The organism is Candidatus Caccoplasma merdavium (genome assembly GCA_018715595.1).
GTDB classification, from domain to species: domain Bacteria; phylum Bacteroidota; class Bacteroidia; order Bacteroidales; family UBA11471; genus Caccoplasma; species Caccoplasma merdavium.
The window spans coordinates 84,433-103,684 of the sequence record DVLI01000018.1; the positions used below are offsets into that span (position 1 = coordinate 84,433).

Consider the following 19,252-nt stretch of genomic DNA (forward strand, 5'->3'; position numbering starts at 1 on the left):
ATCAATTGCCGGAACCGTCACCGATACCGTTTATCGTCAAATCCAAACGAAAATAAGCCGCACCGTCGGCCGAGACCTTCTCGGCCGTCGACACGGAAGGGAGGGTGCGGGTCTCATCGCCACGCACAAGCACCACTTCCCAAGGCAGGCTGATATTGCCGCCGGCATCGGGAGCGGGCTGGAAGAGGTAGGTGTCGAAACGCCCGTAAAAATTATTGGCAGGGGTCATGCCGTCGAAAACACATTGGCCGGTGGCCGACGCAGATGTGTTGGCACCGGGGGAGAAATAGGAGCCTTCGGTGAGGAGGTCTTTCAGGGTGAAGCTGTGCACGCGCCACCCCTCATAGGGCCCGCCGGTACGGAAATCGTCGGAGAGGTTGTAGACGACATCGAACTTGGCGGCCACATGGTAGCACACGATTGTCTCGTTGACGGCATTTTCGTCGGTAAGGAGCGTGCCGCTGCCGGCATACACGTCGGCGATGCTCACCGTGGAGCCGTCAGTCTGCGCGGGGTTGAGCCGCAACCCGGCGACCTCCTGCCCGGAGATGGGCGTCGCACCCGAGCGCACGCCGTCGACCGTCGTTTGCAGGTCGGGAATGGGCGTGTAAGAAGCGATGGCATAGAGCGTCACTTCATCGGTCTCGGGCAACGGCAGTTGCACGGTGCGCTGGTAGGCCAGCACGGTGCCGTGGCTGTCGGAGACAGCCGTCCACGAATCGGGTGTCAAATCGTTGAGCGATATGGCCGAGACGAGGGGACGGGTATTTCCGTCGGCCAAGTATTCGATAAAGAAATAAAGGTGGCGGGGCATCTGCAACGAGGAGCCGTTTCCGGGGTCGCCGGGCGTGCGTTGCACGACAGCCACATCGGAGGGGACCCGCAGTACCACGGAGCGGTAACGCGAGATGTCGAGCACCTCTTCGCGACTGCAACCGGCGGCTCCCAACAAAGCCACCAGGCACAATACAACACCTGTTTTTACTAAATATCTTGTCATATTTCTATGTTGTGGTCGCCGCCGGGTTTCCAGTCGAGGGTGACAGAGACCGTCACGTCGGCGCCGTGATATATAATCTCTCCACTGTCGGAGATGGTTGCTCTCAAAATTTTGGGTTCACCGGCAGCGAGGGGTTCGCGCACCGAGAGTACGTTGCGGGTGGTCTTCCCGTTGCGGGTGACATAAACGTGCATCTGCCAATATTCGGCATCGCGCGTCGTGGCGCGCGCCACGGTTTCCCCGCCACGTGAAGGGAAGCATACGCCATACGAGGCCACCAAGTCGCGGGTGAGCACTTTCGAGGTGCGCACAAGGGCCGGCGAGGAGAAATCGTAACTGCTGTCGGCAAAAGAGTAGCCGTTGGCGGTATTGGCAATATAAGATACGACACTGTCGACGGCCGGCGAAAGCACGAGCGCGACAGCCGTATTGGCCATACCCAGAGGTATGTGCAGGTTCTTGTCGGTACCGTCGCTCTCGACATCGAGACCGGCATGGTAAATGCCGCAGGTGAAGGAGTCGATGGTGTCGGCATCGATATAAGAGAGAGTAAAATGGTCGAGATGGTCCCGGCCGGAGATGCGGCACACGGGATCGGTCGCGGCATTGGCCACCGGGTGGTGGTGATAGGTGCCTTGTTCCAAATAGAGCGAATAGGCGACTTCGTCGGCACCGCCGGCCGCCACGGTCTCATAGTGTGAGATGGTGCGGCTTCCGCTGTCGAAGAAAGGCACTTCGAGGTGGTGTATGTTGCCCGAGAACACGGGCGAGAGCTTGTCGATGAGCAACTGCGCCATCTCCTGCTCGGCTGCACCGGTCGAGAGATGGGCGGTCACGGACTGCTCCAAATCCATCTCGGTGGTAATGCGGAAAGTGAAATCGCAATAGGAACCGCACTCCGAGAGGTCTTCGTTGATACACGAGGCCATCGAAAAGAGCAGGGCCAACCCCATGGCGAGGGGCTGCCATTTTTTGCGAGAGGGTCGATATGTCGGTGTGTTATCGGACATCGGTGCGGATTGTTGGTGTTATAAAAAGAAGGGACGGGAATGCGGGAACGCCCACGCTCCCGCCCCTTCGATGGGTTGATATTTTCCGAATTTAACAGCAAATATGCCATTTTCCGGCATTAGTCGCCAATTTCTGCATCCATGCTGATGCCTTGTTTCCAAGCAAGATCGACTTTCAATGCAAATTCAAGTTGAGGATTCGTCAAGTCGGGCAAAGTTGCATAAGCGCTTTTGAGATCTTTAATCGTAATGTTGGCAGTGGTATAGTAGTCCGATGCGAATACCTGTTTGGGGCCGCTCGGCGTTCCCGAAACATTCGGGTTAGGCGAGCCCACAAGGTAGAAAGTGGCACCGGTGGGAATGACTCCGTTGTTTATGCCATAAATGGCAGCGCCGTTGTTGACAAATTCGAGGGCGATTCTCACGGTGGCAGCCGTAGAACCATCATTTACATATACCTGCGAAGGCAACCCCAAGACATAGGTCTTCAATGCCGAAGTCGTAGAAAGGGTTGCGTCAACGACCTCATTGTCGTAAATCATGTGATTCCAATCGGAGGTGTTATTGACGAAATCATATCCGACCGAACCGGGCTGACTACCCACAATGACACCGGTCAAGGTGAGACTGTTGACATTTATAGCAGGTGCGTCGGCATCGTTGTTGTTGTCGTCAAGCGTAGCAGCAGAAGCTTTAACGTTCACATCGAGACGGCCTACGGCATAGTTCACGCTGTTTTTCAATGCTACGCTTGTAGTCGTGGCATCGATGGCGATAGCACTACCATCGAAGCTGTCACCACTGTAATCGACAGGGAAGGAGTTGGTGCTATAATAGAGCGAAGGGGGATAGCTCAACGTAGAGCCGTTATTTACAACTTGCTCATCCATGGTAATGTCAGTAGCTCCGCCTTGCGACCAGTCGAATACATACACAGCCGTGGGGAGTTTATAATTTGACCCGTAAACAGATTCCATGGCCGTACGCACAGCCCCGATTTGGATATCTGCATTATGCTTATCGGCTTCGAGATCAAGTGCACTCTCCAAATTGTTGAGCATCGTGGTGAGCTGAACCTCGGCCACGGAAAATTTACCGGTAAGTTTCGCAACATTTTCTTTCATCGCACTTTGAGCGGCAGACGTCCCCCAGTTTGTGTGCAATGTACTGCGGAGCTCCTTCAATGCCGTGGCAAGAGTGGAAAGATCGGGAGTCTCGATGTCGGTAAGGGTAAACGATATGTCGTTCGGAGTGTATGAAGCATCGAGCGGACTTTTCGTGGTATAGCTCGGGGTAAGCTTGCCGTTGCCGGTTGCCTGAGTCTCTCCATAGAGGAGGAAAGAGACATTACCATAAGGCAAGGATACCTGCGAATAGGTTTTTACCCCATTGGTTGAGGCAATCTCGTCCGAAGCAATGTTGCCAAGATTGACCATCGTGCCCAAGAAAGTATCACCTGCATCAACAGTTTCACCGACGGCACCTACCTTAAACGGAAGGAGATAGATGTTGGTCATACCATTGAAATTTTGGGTTTCTTGCACATAATCGGCTGTGGAACGTTGTACTTTGGCATGAGGAATGGCAAAGGTGATTTGGGTCTTCACTTCGCCGGTCTCGCCGACGACAGGAGCAGTCGTCTCGTTGCCGCCCAGGATTTCTTCGTCATCGCTGCTGCATGCAGTGAATGCTACGCCCGAAACAAGTGCTACACTTGCAAGGGCCAGTTTCCATGTTTTTTTCATGTTATTGCAAATTGGTGAATAAATATTTGTTGTTTCTTTTATTAGTGCATATATGGTATCAATAAAACCTGTCTTCAACGCGCCTCACATCTTACCGACAAGCTACATGGCCGGGTCGCCGACTATGCGCCTGATGAGGAAAAGATTGCGGGCGGCAGCTTCATCGCCGGCATCGGCTGCCCGTTGCAGGTAGTCGATGGCACGAGCCGGGTCGCCATTGACATAGCAGGCATTGCCCAACGCATTGTAACTGCGGCTGTCGTGAGCCACGGTTTCGAGCATGGCAAGAGCCTCGGCCGAATAACCGCTGTTGAGCAACCCGATGGCCCGATTGATGATGATGGCCACACGGTCGGGGGCATTGTCGTAATAGATGCGCACATATCCGGCATTACGCAACTCGGGCAAGGCTTCACGCCCCAGTTCGCGGTAGGCACGCCCGCCGGCCATGCTGCGCAGGGCACGTTCCCGGGCCACGGGGTCGGCAACGGAGTCGATGAGTTGCAAGAGGTCGGCACGGTGGCTCCACGATGAATCGGCGTCGGCGACAATATCGCGCAACTCCGTCCAGGCGGGACCTCCGGAGATGAGGCGGAAGAGCGAGTCGGGATAACCGGTGCGCTCCTGTATGTACCGGGCCAACGACTCAGCACGCCGCTGTGCCAGACGAATGTTGAAATCGAGAGGCCCCTCGGGCGAAGCCAAACCGATGACCTCGATAAAGCGCACATCGGCAGCCGTGTCGGCAGCGACGCGCGAAGTGAGCTCGACAATCTTGTCAAGGGTCTCGTTGTTGGAACGGTAGAGCGTATCGAGGAGATGCCGGTTCACCGGATAGTAGACATACAATGCTCCGGGCTCCTTGCGCAATACCTGCGTACCGTCGTAGGGACGGTAATCGGACAGGAGATGCAACACGGGATTTTCCTGCGCCAAAGGATAAACCTGCGGCTGCACATACGGCAACTCGGGGCGATAGGGTGGCCGGTAACGGAACGGTTCCCGGCACACGGGGTCGAGGGTGTCGACCGTGCAACAGCCCTCTTTTTCGCGATTCAGGCAAAGGGTAAGGCGGCCATAGCGCATCCACGGTTCCACCCCGATGCGCATTTCATACCAAAGCGTATCGCCGGGCGTTCCCTTGGGAACGGCGGGATACCACTCTTGGCGCCCGTCGAGCCACGCTTTGCGCACATTGTATTTGCGGTGACGCTTGCCCTGGAAAACGACCGCGGGCAAATCCATGGTGTCTTCGGCGCCACACAAGGCGGGCGAAAACCACAGGCAGTAATCTTTCTTGACCTCTTTTTTTGAAACCGTGAGCGGGAATTGCAGGGTGAGGGCAAGGCTGTCGGTCCATTCGACAAGACAGGTGTCGGGCAACCCGAGCCCCGAAACAAGGCGCACCGAAAGGCTGTCGGAAACGGCCGGCATTTCTGTCGGAGCCAAGCCCCCTGCCGACGGGGTGACAACATAGGTCGTCGACACCATGAGCGTGGTGTCGACCACGAGCGTATCGGCCGACAACCGGGTGCTGACGACATGCGCCGTGTCATTGACAAAGGCCGTGTCGGCCACGGCAAAATAACCGGGTCGCGACAAAAATGCCTCACTCTTGCAGGGAAGAGCCATCAAAGCCAAGAGGCTCAGGAGGGGGATTATCTTGTTCATGGCATCAATCAATCAATTACATAAACCACCGAAAGCGAAAGTTTCGTTGGCATAAAAACATTCTTTTTGGCTATGCCGATATAACGGCCGCAGTTGCGACAACGGTAATACTTGGAACAGGTGTGGGCAAACCCCAGACCGATGGCGCCCTCGATGCTCCACCGCTTGTTGATGATGTGGTGGTAACCATACACAAGGCCACCTCCATAAAGGTTGCCCTGGAAACGATAATTACGCAACTGGTCCCAAATGCCGAAAGGCAATCGTATGTTACCGGCATTGTAGTGCATATACAACAAATGTGCCCCGACGAAATGTCCGCCGAAAGGGGCACAAATCCAATAACGGGCTTCGGGTTGCACCGAAATGTGTCGCCACTTCTTGTTGTCCTTGAAGGTAAAGGGGTTGTAACTGAGCGAGAGGTCGAGCGTCCACTTGGGCGCGACACGATACTCAAAAGCGAGATTGGGAGAAAGAGTCCCCCACCCCAACGCATTTGTTTTCACGGCCATATCTTGGGCCTCGGCCACCGAAGGGAGAAAAAGAAACCCGAACAGGCACCACACAGCTATTCGGTACCACGGTTTAGACAAGGCCGGAGAAACACATAAAAATAGTTTATTTGTTCTTACGGTCACTTTCATGACGGAGCGTAATGTATATTTATACCTTTTTCATTCTATCGAAAATGTCTCTTCCACCCCACAATCACAACACAAAATCCGAGAAAGTATTCACACCAAAAAACAATCCATTAAGAACTGATCGTACGCGTACGATTCGCTACTAAAATTCTTCAACCAACTCGGATATTTTAAGACTCTTTCGATTTTATATCCACAATTTTGTTAGTGCAAAAATAATATCTGATTTGATTTAAAAAAATAGTTTTTCGTTTTTTTGCAAAATTTAATATATAATCTTGCAGCGAAAAAACTTTGAAAACAATTTTTCTATTCTTTCGCAACATGACGTCACCCGCATAATCTCCTCCTTGCACAATGGAAACAAGCCCTGTCGCCGGAAAGTTCATCGACGCATTGACTCTGCATAAAAAAAAGATTGATTATCTCACGATAACCAATCTCCGTAACCTAAATTTAATACCATGAAAAACACTGTTCTCAAATGTACATCATTATAACAAATGAAACAAGATATGTTTGCCGCCGAGAGGACGATTTTAGATTGTTTAACTTATTGACACTCAAAGCCTGTCGCCCCAGGCGAGAGTGCAATGTCCGCGGCAGTCGAGGCCGCCGGCAAGGGCTGAGGCAAAAAAAAGATACGAAATTGTTACTTCGGCGAAAACGATTGGCATGCCGTGTTCACGGCCACCGCCCCCCTCACCCGAAAACGACGAGCCACAAAAACCGTCGGGAAAAGCGGCTTGATTCCTGCGAAAAAGAAGCAACAAGCCACTTTTTCTGACAAAAAGGCGTTTATATCCCGATAAAAAAGTATTTTTGCAGCAAATGAAAATTGACCCATGAACGTCGCCGAAATAATCAAGAACAGCACCCGCACCGCATTTTCCTTCGAAGTACTCCCCCCGCTGAAAGGGAACAGCATCGACAAGGTTTTCGACACCATCGACGCCCTGCGCGAGTTCGACCCAAAATACATCAACATTACCTCGCACCGCAGCGAGCTGGTCTACAAGGCAGCCGACAACGGCCTCTACCAACGCGTGTCGGAGAAGAGCCGGCCCGGCTCGGTAGCCGTGGCGGCCGCCATACAATACAAGTACCGCATTCCCGCCGTACCGCACCTGATATGCAGCGGATTCACCAAAAGCGAGACCGAATATGCGCTCATCGACCTCAACTTCCTGGGCATTACCGACCTGCTCATTCTGCGCGGCGACAAGGCCAAGCACGAAGCCCGTTTTACCCCGTCGCCCGACGGGCACGCCCATGCCATAGAGTTGCAACAACAGGTCAACCGCTTCAACGAGGGGTACTTTCTCGACGGGTCGCACATGACCCTTGCCACCCCCTTCTCCTACGGAGTGGCCGGCTATCCCGAGAAGCACGACGAAGCCCCCAACCTCGAAACCGACCTGCGCCATCTCAAAGCCAAAGTCGATGCCGGAGCCTCGTATGTGGTGACACAAATGTTCTTCGACAACCAAAAATACTTCGACTTTGTCAAGCGCTGCCGGGCCGAAGGCATCACGGTACCCATCGTCCCGGGATTGAAACCGATTACCTCGGCCAACCAACTGACGGTACTGCCCAAAGTATTCCACGTCGACCTGCCCGAGCCTCTGGCAAAAGAGCTGGCCGCTTGCCGCGACGACGCGGCAGCCCGCGAAGTCGGCGTCGAATGGTGCACGGCACAAGCTCAGGAATTGAAGGACAGCGGCGTGCCGAGCATTCACTTCTACTCACTCATGGCCACCGAGAGCGTGCGTCGCGTGGCTCGCGCCGTGTATTAACCGTCCCGAAAACAATTCAACGCCAATCATGTTTTTCAAAGACATTATCGGACAGGAAGAGGTAAAACGCCGCCTCATCGAAACGGTAAAGAGCGGACACATGGCCCATGCCCAACTTTTTGCAGGCAGCGACGGTGCCGGCGCCCTGCCGCTCGCCCTGGCCTATGCCCGTTACATACTCTGCACGCACCGCGGCGATGACGATGCCTGCGGCGAATGCCCCTCATGCCGGCAAATATCGTCGCTCATGCACCCCGACCTCCACTTCGTCTTCCCCATCGCCAACAAAAAACAGCGCAAAGAACCCGTGTGCGACGATTACATAGCCGAGTGGCGCGACTACCTGAAAACGACCGCCTACCCCTCGGCCGACGGGTGGCAGCAATTTCTCGCCACGGGCAACAGCCAGCCGCTCATCTATGTGCACGAGGCTCGCGAAATCATACGCAAGCTGAGCTTGAAGAGCTTTGAGTCGGACTACAAAATCATGATTATCTGGCAAGCCCATCTCATGAACGACGCCTGCTCCAACGCCATTCTGAAACTTCTCGAAGAGCCCTTCGACAAGACCTTGTTCCTGCTCGTGAGCGACCGTCCCGAGAACATTCTCGAAACCATACGTTCCCGCACCCAGCGCACCCTCATACCCCCCCTGCCGACCGAAACCATCGCCACGGCCCTGCAACAGGGCCAGGGTCTCGACGCCCAAACGGCCAATGCCGTGGCACACACCGCAACGGGGAGTTACCTCAAAGCCCTCGAAACGGTGCAGTTGAGCGAAGAACGCGAACACTTCTTCGAGCTCTTCGTCACCCTCATGCGCAAAGCCTATGCCCGCCAGGTAAAAGAACTCAAAAAATGGAGCGAGGAGGTGGCCGCACTGGGACGTGAAAGCGAAAAGCGGTTTATCGGCTACTGCCAGCAAATGATGCGCGAGAGCTTCATCTACAACCTGCATCACCCCGAGCTCGACTATGTGCGCCCCGAAGAAGAGCAGTTCCTCTCCCGCTTCGCCCCGTTCATCAATGCCGCCAACATCGAGGAACTCTCCGAGTTGTTCCGACTGGCCGAACGCGACATAGCCCAAAACGCCAACGGGAAAATCGTCTTCTTCGACGTAGCCGTGCAGGTCATCATTCTCATACGCAAAGGCCAACCCCCGACCTGAGAGGCATAACCAGCGAAGGACGATTGTCACGAAAAGCAAGAGACAAAAATCGGGGGAGGCGCATTATTTTTCGAAAGAAAGCATGGGGTTTCGCCCGGAATTTGCTAACTTTGCCGTCCGGTTCGGAAAAAGGGGAGCGCCCCACACCCGACCCGACACATACCACGATACACTCACCATGGGGGTGACCGGTTTTGACAGCGGGTAGAAAGGGTATGTAAGCATGCAGAGCTTCGTTGCCTGGCTCTATAATCTCAGACATCAAAAATTTAACTGGCGAAAACAATTACGCTCTCGCTGCTTAATCGAAGTACAGTAGGTTAGCTTTATTCCGGCAACAGTTGCCGGAACGAGACATCACCCGGTTGCTGTGGTTCCGAAGCGTTCCGAACAGGTGGTGCAAGAATATCGGAAATAGCGGAAGTCCCGCCCCGGGACGACCGTGAAATCTTAGGGGCTAAGGTGCACATTGGTAGCTCCGGTCTTGTGTGTGCCCGACAACCGAAGCGGAGATAAGCATGTAGAAAGCATATTGTTTCCTCGTTTGGACGAGAGTTCGAATCTCTCCACCTCCACACACGACAGCGGCATGGGAATTGAAATTTCCCATGCCGCTGTCGTCTTATCGTCGCCCGGTTCCGCCCGTCCCCAAACCATCAGCCGGAAAGCCGGGACTACCCCCTCCACGTCGGTAGGCTTGGGGCGACATGCCGGCGTGTTCCTTGAAATATTTTCCGAAAAAACTCTGACACGAGAAATGCAGGTAATCGCCGATTTCCTGCACCGTCATGGTCGTATTGACCAAGCACCGCTTGGCCTCCAGAATGACAAATTCGGCAATGATGTCGCGGGCATATTTCCCGCTGGCTTCATAGACGACCGTGGAGAGGTACTTGGGGGTGAGGCACATCTTGTCGGCATAATACGATACCTTGCGGTGCAACTTGTAATTATCCGACACCAGCTGCGTAAAACGCATCAACAACTCATCACGCCTCGAAACGGCCAATGTCTTGTGCACATCTTCGTCGAGGGTCAAATCGGAATACAACTGATAAAACAAAATCTGCAAATAGTTGCTGACCATGGCATCCCGGTAGGCCAGTGCTTCATCACCGAGCGCCTCGCGCATGAGCTTATAAAGCGTGAAAACGACCTGGGAAGTTTTTTCTTTCATGCGAAAAGAGCGGCTCGTATTGATTTTTTTCATAAAAGACATCAACAACATGACATTGCTCAAGCCTTGTATCAACGACTCGGCATAACGACAAATAATGACAAACCAATGTGCATCTTTCGATGCATCGAGCGGCTTGAAATAGTCGCCTTCGATCATGCAACACACGTCATGCGCCGCCAAGTCATAACACCGCCCGTTTAGCTCCAATTTCAGACTCCCGGCCAAGACGCACGCAAACTGCGCTTGGTATTGACATCTCAGGCTATCGATATCCTGCTCCTGCATGAGCAACTCCCTTATTTCCTGATAATCATAATCGCCAAACTCCAACAACGCCACATCACCGTTTTTGCTGATCAACCGCTTATCGACATTGTTGACTATATCAGCAAAAGTCACATTGTAAATTTTCTTATCCATAGCTCGTCGCATTACAGACACAAAAATATACAAAAAGTCCTGTCGTCTCCCATCGACAAGACTTTTCGTATAAAAATTACTCCTTTTGTCCCAACAAAAAAAGATAAGACAATCAATAGATATGGTCTTCGCGTCTTATCTCTTCGGCGGTAATGGACCGGCGGTCCATCGCCCGCCACGCCCAAAAGATATAGGCCAGGACCACGGGTAAGAGCAACGACACCACGCTCATGACTTCGAGGGTGAAGAGGCTCGACGAGCTGTTGTAAATTGTCAGCGAGCTTTGCATGTCGGCCGACGAAGGATAATAAGGCGTATTGTTGTATCCGGCCATGAAAAAGAGGCTCAGCACCACCGACACGGTACCCGCCCCGCCATACCAGATACCACAGGTCCGGCGCGTCCCAAAAACCGTCCGCACAATGGCATAAAGCACGGCCGCCACCCCGAGCAGGAAGAGCGCCATCACCCACGGCATCTCGACGAGATTATAGAAATATTTGTAGGGCCGCACCGAGACCTCACCCGTGAGCGGGTCGAACTGGTATCCGTCGGCACAGAGGGTCACCCCCACGAAAAGGAGGAACAGTGCGACAAAAGGCACGGCATTGCGCAACAAGCAGCGATGCACACGCGCATGAATCGCCTCATTGTCGATGTTGTTGACGAAATAGAGCAACGCCAGCACCCGCGCCAGGAAAAAAAGCGTGATGCCCAGCAGCAGATTGCGCCAGTCGGCCACCGCTTCGAGGCCGTGCCACGGATTCTGCCAGGTCGAAATCACGGGCATCGAAAGGTCGTCGTAGAGGTTGGCCTTGTCGACCCGGAAATCGGCTCCGGTAAAAAACGTTCCCACGGCAACGCCCAGCAGGGTCACCCCCACCACCCCGTTGATGAGCAAGAAGGTGTCATAGACGCCCTTGCCGAGAAAGTTCCCTTGTTTCGAACGGTATTCATACGAGACAGCCTGTATGATGAAGCTGAACAAGATGGTCATCCACAGCCAATAGGCTCCGCCGAAACTGGTGGAATAGAAGAGCGGGAACGAGGCAAAGAAGGCTCCGCCAAAAACGACCAGCGTGGTAAAGGTGTATTCCCATTTTCGCCCCAAGGAGTTGACGAGCATCGAGCGCTCCACCTCATTTTTGGCCAGTGTGGCAAGGAGCGTCTGCCCGCCTTGCACAAAAAGGAGGAACACCAGCAACGCGCCCAAGAGCGAGATGAGAAACCACCAGTAGTGTTGATAAAAAAATTCGTTCAGTTCCATAGTCGGTTATTTTTTGTCGGTTCCTTTTTTGATTTGTTTCAACATAATCCCCACCTCGGCAATGAGCAATACGGTGAAAATGGCGGCAAAGAGCCAGAAGGTAGTCTGCACGGCGGCCTGTTCGATGCGCGACACCGCCGCGAAAGTGGGCATGATGTCCTGTATGACCCACGGCTGGCGACCCATCTCGGCCACGACCCACCCCGATTCGAGGCAGAGGTAACCCAGCGGCAGGGAAAACAGACATATCCACAGCAACCACGCACGGGAGGCGAACCGCTGCCGGTAAGAGAGTACCAGCACGACGATGAACAACAGCAGGAAATATCCGCCCAGCAGCACCATGATGTGGAACGAGTAAAAGACCAACGGCACATAGGGTACCAACTGCGAGAGGTCGGTTACATACCCGTAACCGAAATAGGGATAGTTCTCTTGCAACAGCCTGCTTGCCGCGGCCGCCGCAGGCACGTCACCCGCCTTACGGGCCGCCCGGTAATCGGCCAAAGCCTGTATGGCCGCCCGGCCACGGGCGATGCGTTCCTCGGCCGAGAGTGCCACGGCGGTATCGCCGTCGACCGTGACCTCATCATATCCGCCCGCCATGATGTCGGCAATACCGGGCACATAGCCGTCGAGATGGCGGGTGGCAAGAATCGACAGCAGCCTGGGTATCTCCACCTTGAAGAGGAAAGGGTCGACATCATCGTCGTAAGCCTTCTTCTCGGGATTGAGCACCCCCACGGCAATGAGCCCCTGCCCGTGGCTGCCTTCGTAAAGCCCCTCCATGGCCGCCAGTTTCATGGGCTGCGCCCTCCCGGCCCAATAGGCCGAACCGTCGCCCGTATACAGCACCAGCACGATACCGGCGATACCTACCCAACCGGCGACTTTCACACTATTGCATGCCAAGAACGTTTCGCGTTTTTTGAGCAGATACCACGATGAAATCGAGAGGACGAATATCGCGCCAAGCACCCAACCGGCCGAGACCGAATGCAGGAACTTGTTGATGGCGACAGGCGAAAAGACCATGGCCCAGAAATCGACCATCTCGTTGCGCACGCTGTCGGGATTGAATTGCATGCCCGTAGGGTATTGCATCCAGGCATTGGCCACCAAAATCCACAGCGCCGACAGCGCCGCGCCAATGGCCGTGAGCCAAGTGGCGGCCAGGTGCATGCGGGGGCTCACCTTGTTCCAGCCAAAGAACATGATGGCCACGAAGGTCGCCTCCATAAAGAAGGCCATGATGCCTTCGATGGCCAGCGGGGCGCCGAAAATGTCGCCCACGAACCAACTGTAATTGGACCAGTTGGTGCCGAACTGAAATTCGAGAATGATGCCGGTGGCAATGCCCAAGGCAAAATTCACGCCAAAAAGGTTCATCCAGTATTGGGTAATCTGTTTCCAACGCTCGTCCCGGGTACGATAATAGATGGTCTCCATGCAGGAGACAATGAGCCCGAGGCCCAACGTCAGCGGGACAAACAACCAATGATACAGGGCCGTGAGCGCAAACTGCGCCCGCGACCAGTCGACAAGTGAATATAAATCGCTCATAACATCAAAAAAAGACAGGTTTGGATTAATGGGTATCGGTCAATTCCATCGAGACCCGTTCGGCTCTTTCGCCGTCGGTTCCGTAGCGAGTCTGCAACAGGTCGGGAAAGAAAAACAGTTTCAACACCACGAAAAAGACAAACAATTTGAGGAGTATGATTATCCACAAGGTGCGTCCCAACGTCATTTCTCTGAAACCGTCGTAATAGAAATAAAAAATTTTCAGCCAAAGGTTCTTGCCTCTTAATCTTTCGGTGGACATGGTCGGGGGGATTATCGCTTCACAGGAAACCGCAAACAGCGACAAGTCGGCCTGCCAAGAGACAAGCCGACCGGTTCGCGACGTTTTTCACGCACATTTTGCGACAGGACTCACACGGGCATGGCCACCAGCGACTCACGGAACACGCGTATGTCGTCGAGCCACGATTCCAGGTCGGTCTCGTGTTCGACCTCATCGGCCAGAATCTGAGTGGCCAGGGAGAAGGTGGTGAAATCTTTTCCGTCGGTGAGCTGAGCCAACTTTTCATACCGGTGAATGGCACAGCGTTCCGAGGAGAGGTTTTGTTTGAGAATCGACTCGACATAGGCGTCGACCGGCGCCTCGTATTTGCACTTCGACAAGTGGGGCCAGTCTTCGGGCGAGAGCACCGGCGTGCCGCCCAACTCGATGATGCGCCGCACCAGCATCTCGGCATGATGCAGCTCCTCGTCGGCATGCTTGTAGAACTCCTTTTCGATATCACCGTGCATGGGGCCGCTCATCACCCGGGCACCAATCCAGTACTGGTAATAGGCCAACCACTCTTCGGAGAGGGCCTGATTGAGCGTCTCGACCAACTTTTTCACTTCCAAATCGACAATTTCAATCGCTTTCTTTCCCATAGTTTTATATTTTGATTTTGCTATACCGTAAACAACAACGCAAGCTCAAAAAATGTTTCTGGGCAGAAAGCAAAAATCGTTTTCGGAATATTTGGAAAAGCCGGCAACTATTCGTATCTTGTGGGATATCCATAAGTTATATGCAAATAAATTAGCAGATTACAAAAATGATAAAAAGGAGATATTTAAAGTTGTGGAGTCTTGTGGTCTTGTTGATGCCTTGTCTGTGTGCCTATTCCGCCGAAGAGGAGTTATACACGATAGTCGACGGGAAAATCATCGCAAGGCCGGAATATGTAGATACCTTGTCGGGCAGTGAAGAGGCTCGCGGGTATGGTGAATATCGACTTGTGTGTCGTGAAGTCGATGCTGTAAATGTTGTGGAATTATATAAATATGCACATTCTCCCAAGACAATAGAGTATATAGAAAAAAATCCGGGGAAATTTGAGGAGGACGGCGGTGATATACAAATAATATCGATAATGAACCGGCTCAATAAAAAATTTGTGTATATAGAGTATTTCGACGGTTGGGCAAAGTCGCATCGGGAATCAATAGAATGTTATCCGACCGAAGAGGATTGTTACTTTGTAACGATTCCCGTATCTCCTACCAGCATAGCCTACTTGTTTTTTGACTGTTCCTATGAACAACCCGGATATGTAACAGTGGTACTATCCACGGACAAAGACCTCGCTATCGTGTATCAAAAGCGGAGTATAGTAAGAGCGATGACGAAGAATTCTGCGGGTCAATACGACAGGGTACCCTTATATGTGACAAAACCCCTCAGCGAATATACAGACCCAAATTCGGGAGATATAGAGTGTTACGAAGATGCCATAGTGGTAGAGAACGGCAAGCTGGTGTATAAACGCAATGCCGAGCCATAAAGAAAGACGGCTAAAAGCATCAGTGTCTTCATAAACTCCACCGGCGATGATGACTGGGTATATTATACATTTGGCCAGGACATGTCGGGTGGCTTAAATTTAACAGTCAGTAAAGCAAATAGATTAGCAGGTATTTTCATGAATATTGTCATTCCCCACTTGACGGAAATTCCTACCGTGTCCTCACCGTTGGATTCCAAGTCAACAACCTGAATGACATGGCCTTATTATTCCTGATGGCTGGAATCGCGGTCGATGTATTGCCCGAAAGAACAAAACAAGTTTTACCTTTTTACGTCCGCCTTTCGCCATATTTGCACTACCCAGCGAATATAGGAGGCGTATCGACGTAGCCAAAAGCAAAAAACTTCGTTTTCCTTTTGTCTCTGCGCTCACCTTTCACTATATTTGTAGACCGAAAATTCGACACAGATTATGGTCGCAACCGCAGAAATATTACAAACGAAACAGCGCTTCGGCATCATCGGCAACTGCACGGGTCTGTTGCGCGCCGTGAGCCGCGCCCTGCAAATCGCCCCTACCGACTTGTCGGTCCTCATCACCGGCGAAAGCGGTACGGGTAAGGAAACCTTTCCTCAGATAATACATGCCAACAGCGCCCGCAAACACGGCCGCTACATCGCCGTGAACTGCGGTGCCATACCCGAGGGAACGGTCGACTCGGAACTCTTCGGCCACGAAAAAGGGTCGTTTACCGGTGCCCTGGCCGACCGCAAGGGCTATTTCGAGGAGGCCGACGGCGGCACCATCTTCCTCGACGAGGTGGGAGAGTTGCCCATGACGACGCAAGCCCGCCTGCTGCGCGTGCTCGAAAACGGCGAGTTCATAAAGGTGGGTTCGTCGAAGGTGCAGAAAACCAACGTGCGCATCATCGCCGCCACCAACGTCAACATGCGGGAAGCCATTGCCGAAGGACGTTTCAGGGAAGACCTCTTCTACCGGCTCAGCACGGTGCCCATCGAACTGCCGCCGCTGCGCAACCGCGGCGACGACATCTTGCTGCTGTTCCGCAAATTTGCCGCCGACTTTGCCGAGAAATACCACATGCCGCCCATACAGCTCACAGAGGAAGCCCAGCGCTCGTTGCTCTCCTACCGCTGGCCGGGCAACATCAGGCAACTCAAAAACGTCACCGAGCAAATCTCCATCTTCGAGACCTCCCGCGAAATCAACGCCGACACCCTGCATACCTACCTGCCGGCCTACGACATGGAGAAACTGCCCACACTCAACCAGACGGAGAACAAATCAATGCCGTTCGGCAATGAACGCGAACTGCTCTATCTCGTTTTCGAGATGAAAAAAGAAATCGACGACCTGCGCGCCACCATCGCCGCGATGAATCGCCGCGACAACCAACCGGCAACATCGGCCGCCGTACCGGCGACACCGGTCATCTATGCCAAACCCGACGCCCTGGCGCCCATTACCCACACCGTACAACCGGTGCTGGGGCACCTGTCGCACAACATCGACAAAGAAGAGGGCGAAATCGTGCATGAAGAGGCCGAGTATGTGCCCGACGAAGCCGTACAGACCCTGCCCTCGCTCGAAGATGCCGAACGCGAGATGATACGCAAATCGCTGGAACGGAACAACGGCAAACGCAAGAAAACAGCCGAAGAGCTGGGCATCTCAGAGCGCACGCTCTACCGCAAAATCAAAGAATACAACCTCAGCGACTGACCTATGAAACGACTCCTCCCGATACTGCTCGTGGCCGTATGTGCGACGGCCTGCACCATTTCTTACCGATTCAACGGTGCCTCAATCGACTACAACGTCACCAAGACGATTACCATCAACGACTTCCCGATACGGGCGGCGCTGGTGTATCCGCCCTTGGCCACGACATTCAACGAAACGCTCAAAGACGCTTACACGCGACAGACACGGCTCAGCCTCGTCAACAGCGGCGGCGACTTGGTGCTCGAAGGAGAAATCACGGGTTACAACCTCACCCCGCAGGCCGTAACCGAAGATGCCTACGCCTCACAGACCCGACTCACCATCACGGTGCGCGTGCGATATACCGACAACAAAAAACCCGAGAACGACCTCGACCGCACGTTCAGCGCCTACCGGGACTTCCCGAGCAGCAGCATGCTCACCGACGTGCAAGACGAGCTGATAACCCAAATCACACAAGAACTGGCCGATCTCATCTTCAATGCGACGGTAGGAAACTGGTAACATCATCATGACCGAAGGAGAACTCTTACGCCAAGACTTCGACCGAGAGATACCCGCCCTCGCCGTCGACGAACTGCTCCGCTTGCAACTCGACTATCCTTACTTCCAAGCGGCACGGTTCCTTTATCTCAAAAAACTGCAACACACTTTTCCCGAGCGGTATGACCAAGCCCTGCACGAGAACGTAATCTATGCCGGCGACCGCAAGTCGCTCTTCTACCGCCTCGAAGGGGCCCGGCAGGCATGGAGCCGGCTCTACCCCGCTGCCGAAGAGACCGAGAACAAGAAGCCCGACGCCTTTGACCTCATCGACTCCTACCTCGAAGCCCACGCGGCCGAGCTCTCGACCAAAGAGCCGCTCGACGGCACGCTCCCGGCCGGCGAGATTCCCTACCGCATCGAGGAACTGGCTCCGGCAGAGTCGCCCGCGGAAAAAGACGCGACATCAGAAGCCGCAAAAGGCGATTCGACATTCGGACTTATCGACGCGTTCCTCGAAAAATCGCCCCAAGAAAAGGCACTCCCCCCCACGCCGTCGACCGAAGAGTCTTCGCCCTCGGCCGTAAAAGAAAGCGAAGAAGAGCCAGCCGAAGACGAATTCCTGACCGAGAGTCTGGCCAAAATCTACATAAAACAACGGCGATATGCCAAAGCCCTGGAAATTATTCGAAAATTAAGTTTGAAATATCCAGAAAAAAATATTTACTTTGCAGACCAAATTCGATTCCTCGAAAAATTGATTATTAACATAAAAACAGAATAACCATGTACGTGTTCATCACCGTTTTGATTCTTATTGCAGCTGTGTGCCTCATACTCATCGTTTTGGTACAAAATTCCAAAGGCGGAGGCTTGGCATCGAGCTTCGCTTCGTCGAACCAGATTATGGGAGCCCCCAAGACGGCCGACTTCCTCGAAAAAGCCACTTGGACGCTCGCCGGCATCGTTATCGTACTGAGCATCGTCGCCGCCGCTTTCTTGCCCAACCACAACACCGGCGCCACCTCGGAAATCAAAGATGCCATCAACACCGAAATTCCGATGCCCAACTTCGAGACCCAAGTACCCGTGACTCCCGAAGCTCCCGCAGCCGGAGAAAACGCAGCTCAATAAAATCGCTACGACTTCATAACTCAAACGAATACGGGACTGTCCAGCAATGGCAGCCCCGTATTTGCTTTTTGTTTCTGCCTCACAGCCGCACCCGCACCCACCGAAGAGGTCGCGAAGTTCGTGGGCAAGATACGCATCTACGACATAGCGGGACAAGACAACGCGGCAGGAAAGACCATACACCTCATCTTGGAGCTGACCCACGATGGAACTCCCGCACTGACGGCCTACCGGCGAGTGGTCATCGAGGTCGAATGACAACTGAACAAGCCACGGACGAGACACACCGCTCCGCCCACGAAAAAAGGAAAGGGACTGATTCCCATCAGTCCCCTGCTTACACACTACATTATTATTAAACCCAAATCCTATTATAATATCAAGTATGGCTTTGCTTGTTTCGACATCACAAAGATAGAGCAAGGCCACTCCGCCGGCAATACCGACATATAGGGATTTGTGTGGGTCTGTTCCCCTCTTTTATGTATAAAAAGCCTCTTTCAAAGGGAACCGTCAAAATCCATTTGAGGAACTATACACGCCCGGTACGCCGTCGGGGGTGAGGGTCTCGGCCTCGATGCGCGGGCGCGTTGCATGGCTGTTGTTGTAGAAGTCGACATAGGCGCGACCGAGAGAGTCGGTCTCCAACGCCGGATTCCAATAGAGCGTGCGACGGTAGT

Annotated in this window: 19 protein-coding genes and 1 other RNA gene; 9 read left to right on the forward strand and 11 right to left on the reverse strand. The window is 53.4% G+C overall.

Translation table 11 applies throughout. The features are described 5' to 3' along the window. Position 1: 1 nt before the first annotated feature. The 5 genes from IAD09_05905 to IAD09_05925 all read right to left on the reverse strand — a co-directional run bounded on the left by IAD09_05905 (position 2) and on the right by IAD09_05925 (position 5,938). Positions 2-1,000, reverse strand: a complete 999-nt coding sequence (locus IAD09_05905) for a hypothetical protein (GenBank protein ID HIT81755.1) — start codon at positions 998-1,000, stop codon at positions 2-4. Next, entirely contained in the window at positions 997-1,953 is a 957-nt protein-coding gene (locus IAD09_05910; GenBank protein HIT81756.1) for a FimB/Mfa2 family fimbrial subunit, read from the reverse strand. Before IAD09_05910 ends, IAD09_05905 begins: the two co-directional genes overlap by 4 nt. A 176-nt stretch (positions 1,954-2,129) precedes the next feature. After that, positions 2,130-3,755, reverse strand: a complete 1,626-nt coding sequence (locus IAD09_05915) for a hypothetical protein (GenBank protein ID HIT81757.1) — start codon at positions 3,753-3,755, stop codon at positions 2,130-2,132. A gap of 102 nt (positions 3,756-3,857) precedes the next feature. Next, positions 3,858-5,426, reverse strand: coding sequence for a hypothetical protein (locus IAD09_05920; GenBank protein ID HIT81758.1), 1,569 nt, complete (start codon positions 5,424-5,426; stop codon positions 3,858-3,860). Positions 5,427-5,434: 8 nt separating this feature from the next. Further along, positions 5,435-5,938, reverse strand: a complete 504-nt coding sequence (locus IAD09_05925) for a DUF3575 domain-containing protein (protein ID HIT81759.1) — start codon at positions 5,936-5,938, stop codon at positions 5,435-5,437. Positions 5,939-6,915: 977 nt separating this feature from the next. On the opposite strand from IAD09_05925, the gene metF reads away from it, so the two are divergent. The 3 genes from metF (at position 6,916) to ssrA (ending at position 9,612) form a co-directional block, all read left to right on the forward strand. Continuing rightward, positions 6,916-7,866 carry a methylenetetrahydrofolate reductase [NAD(P)H] gene (metF, locus tag IAD09_05930; GenBank protein HIT81760.1) on the forward strand — a complete coding sequence of 317 codons (951 nt, stop codon included), beginning with the start codon at positions 6,916-6,918 and terminating at the stop codon, positions 7,864-7,866. 28 nt (positions 7,867-7,894) lie between these two features. Further along, a complete protein-coding gene (holB, locus tag IAD09_05935) occupies positions 7,895-9,034 on the forward strand; it encodes a DNA polymerase III subunit delta' (protein HIT81761.1) in 1,140 nt (379 codons plus the stop codon). Positions 9,035-9,214: 180 nt separating this feature from the next. Beyond that, positions 9,215-9,612: a transfer-messenger RNA gene (gene ssrA / locus IAD09_05940) on the forward strand. 44 nt (positions 9,613-9,656) lie between these two features. Here the strand turns inward: ssrA and IAD09_05945 are convergent. The 5 genes from IAD09_05945 to IAD09_05965 all read right to left on the reverse strand — a co-directional run bounded on the left by IAD09_05945 (position 9,657) and on the right by IAD09_05965 (position 14,349). Further along, complete coding sequence (locus IAD09_05945) at positions 9,657-10,634, reverse strand: AraC family transcriptional regulator (GenBank protein HIT81762.1); 978 nt, start codon at positions 10,632-10,634, stop codon at positions 9,657-9,659. 112 nt (positions 10,635-10,746) lie between these two features. Then, positions 10,747-11,901, reverse strand: coding sequence for a cytochrome d ubiquinol oxidase subunit II (cydB, locus tag IAD09_05950; GenBank protein ID HIT81763.1), 1,155 nt, complete (start codon positions 11,899-11,901; stop codon positions 10,747-10,749). A 6-nt stretch (positions 11,902-11,907) separates the two neighbouring features. Further along, positions 11,908-13,464: a cytochrome ubiquinol oxidase subunit I gene (locus tag IAD09_05955; protein ID HIT81764.1), complete on the reverse strand. Its 1,557-nt coding sequence runs from the start codon at positions 13,462-13,464 to the stop codon at positions 11,908-11,910. Positions 13,465-13,489: 25 nt separating this feature from the next. Continuing rightward, complete coding sequence (locus IAD09_05960) at positions 13,490-13,726, reverse strand: DUF4492 domain-containing protein (protein HIT81765.1); 237 nt, start codon at positions 13,724-13,726, stop codon at positions 13,490-13,492. A 110-nt stretch (positions 13,727-13,836) separates the two neighbouring features. Further along, the gene (locus tag IAD09_05965) at positions 13,837-14,349 is read right to left on the reverse strand and encodes a ferritin (GenBank protein HIT81766.1); all 513 of its coding nucleotides are present in this window, start codon (positions 14,347-14,349) and stop codon (positions 13,837-13,839) included. A gap of 167 nt (positions 14,350-14,516) precedes the next feature. On the opposite strand from IAD09_05965, the gene IAD09_05970 reads away from it, so the two are divergent. The 6 genes from IAD09_05970 to IAD09_05995 all read left to right on the forward strand — a co-directional run bounded on the left by IAD09_05970 (position 14,517) and on the right by IAD09_05995 (position 18,830). Further along, positions 14,517-15,245, forward strand: a complete 729-nt coding sequence (locus IAD09_05970; GenBank protein HIT81767.1) for a hypothetical protein — start codon at positions 14,517-14,519, stop codon at positions 15,243-15,245. Between the two features lie 435 nt (positions 15,246-15,680). After that, the gene (locus IAD09_05975; protein ID HIT81768.1) at positions 15,681-16,952 is read left to right on the forward strand and encodes a sigma-54-dependent Fis family transcriptional regulator; all 1,272 of its coding nucleotides are present in this window, start codon (positions 15,681-15,683) and stop codon (positions 16,950-16,952) included. Between the two features lie 3 nt (positions 16,953-16,955). After that, entirely contained in the window at positions 16,956-17,459 is a 504-nt protein-coding gene (locus tag IAD09_05980) for an LptE family protein (protein ID HIT81769.1), read from the forward strand. 7 nt (positions 17,460-17,466) lie between these two features. Further along, positions 17,467-18,222 (forward strand): tetratricopeptide repeat protein, encoded by a 756-nt coding sequence (locus IAD09_05985; GenBank protein HIT81770.1) that lies wholly within the window; start codon positions 17,467-17,469, stop codon positions 18,220-18,222. Positions 18,223-18,224: 2 nt separating this feature from the next. Further along, a complete protein-coding gene (secG, locus tag IAD09_05990) occupies positions 18,225-18,572 on the forward strand; it encodes a preprotein translocase subunit SecG (GenBank protein ID HIT81771.1) in 348 nt (115 codons plus the stop codon). A 120-nt stretch (positions 18,573-18,692) separates the two neighbouring features. After that, positions 18,693-18,830, forward strand: a complete 138-nt coding sequence (locus tag IAD09_05995) for a hypothetical protein (protein ID HIT81772.1) — start codon at positions 18,693-18,695, stop codon at positions 18,828-18,830. Positions 18,831-19,085: 255 nt separating this feature from the next. On the opposite strand, the gene IAD09_06000 is transcribed toward IAD09_05995, so the two are convergent. Beyond that, a partial coding sequence (locus IAD09_06000; GenBank protein ID HIT81773.1) for a hypothetical protein occupies positions 19,086-19,252 on the reverse strand: 167 nt, incomplete at its 5' end.

Coding starts and splice junctions, on each gene's coding strand:
- IAD09_05905 (HIT81755.1), bottom strand. CDS start 1,000: ATGACAAGATATTTAGTAAAAACAGGTGTTGTATTGTGCCTGGTGGCT.
- IAD09_05910 (HIT81756.1), bottom strand. CDS start 1,953: ATGGGGTTGGCCCTGCTCTTTTCGATGGCCTCGTGTATCAACGAAGAC.
- IAD09_05915 (HIT81757.1), bottom strand. CDS start 3,755: ATGAAAAAAACATGGAAACTGGCCCTTGCAAGTGTAGCACTTGTTTCG.
- IAD09_05920 (HIT81758.1), bottom strand. CDS start 5,426: ATGAACAAGATAATCCCCCTCCTGAGCCTCTTGGCTTTGATGGCTCTT.
- IAD09_05925 (HIT81759.1), bottom strand. CDS start 5,938: ATGGCCGTGAAAACAAATGCGTTGGGGTGGGGGACTCTTTCTCCCAAT.
- metF (HIT81760.1), top strand. CDS start 6,916: ATGAACGTCGCCGAAATAATCAAGAACAGCACCCGCACCGCATTTTCC.
- holB (HIT81761.1), top strand. CDS start 7,895: ATGTTTTTCAAAGACATTATCGGACAGGAAGAGGTAAAACGCCGCCTC.
- IAD09_05945 (HIT81762.1), bottom strand. CDS start 10,634: ATGGATAAGAAAATTTACAATGTGACTTTTGCTGATATAGTCAACAAT.
- cydB (HIT81763.1), bottom strand. CDS start 11,901: ATGGAACTGAACGAATTTTTTTATCAACACTACTGGTGGTTTCTCATC.
- IAD09_05955 (HIT81764.1), bottom strand. CDS start 13,464: ATGAGCGATTTATATTCACTTGTCGACTGGTCGCGGGCGCAGTTTGCG.
- IAD09_05960 (HIT81765.1), bottom strand. CDS start 13,726: ATGTCCACCGAAAGATTAAGAGGCAAGAACCTTTGGCTGAAAATTTTT.
- IAD09_05965 (HIT81766.1), bottom strand. CDS start 14,349: ATGGGAAAGAAAGCGATTGAAATTGTCGATTTGGAAGTGAAAAAGTTG.
- IAD09_05970 (HIT81767.1), top strand. CDS start 14,517: ATGATAAAAAGGAGATATTTAAAGTTGTGGAGTCTTGTGGTCTTGTTG.
- IAD09_05975 (HIT81768.1), top strand. CDS start 15,681: ATGGTCGCAACCGCAGAAATATTACAAACGAAACAGCGCTTCGGCATC.
- IAD09_05980 (HIT81769.1), top strand. CDS start 16,956: ATGAAACGACTCCTCCCGATACTGCTCGTGGCCGTATGTGCGACGGCC.
- IAD09_05985 (HIT81770.1), top strand. CDS start 17,467: ATGACCGAAGGAGAACTCTTACGCCAAGACTTCGACCGAGAGATACCC.
- secG (HIT81771.1), top strand. CDS start 18,225: ATGTACGTGTTCATCACCGTTTTGATTCTTATTGCAGCTGTGTGCCTC.